Origin of the sequence: Rhizobium ruizarguesonis, assembly GCF_012349115.1 — a bacterium.
Taxonomy (GTDB): domain Bacteria; phylum Pseudomonadota; class Alphaproteobacteria; order Rhizobiales; family Rhizobiaceae; genus Rhizobium; species Rhizobium ruizarguesonis.
In genome coordinates this window covers 1-368 of the sequence record NZ_PQIG01000044.1, presented here as the reverse complement: position 1 = coordinate 368, position 368 = coordinate 1, and the positions used below count along the sequence as shown (strand labels likewise).

Here is a 368-nt window from a genome sequence, read left to right as displayed (position 1 = left end):
CGGCAGCACGTTCTTGCCGACCGAGGTGGCGGCAGACAGGATCGTGTCGTAGCTGGCGGAGAGCGAGACGATCAGGTCGGCCAGCGGTTCGGCCAGATTGTTGGCGAGTTCATCGCTTTCGGCCAGCAGCACCTTGGAGACGCCGGCAAGCTTGGCCGCTTGTTCGGCAGCGGGCTTGGCGCCCTTGCCTGCAACCAGCACATGCACGTCGCCGCCGATCTTGGCTGCAGCCGTCAGCGCCTTGGCGGTCTGATCGGACAGGCTGGCATTGTCGTGGTCAGCCAGAAGAAGAATGGCCATGATGATATCTCCCTAGTTCTGGCTTAAAGCACGCCGGCTTCGTTTTTGAGCTTGTCGATCAGCTCGGC

Annotated in this window: 1 protein-coding gene; it reads right to left on the bottom strand. The window is 62.0% G+C overall.

Annotation, left to right across the window (positions count from 1 at the left end):
• The coding region (locus C3Y91_RS05295) for an adenine nucleotide alpha hydrolase family protein (protein ID WP_502362291.1) at positions 1–300 on the bottom strand (300 nt) is incomplete at its 3' end.
• Positions 301–368 lie beyond the last annotated feature (68 nt).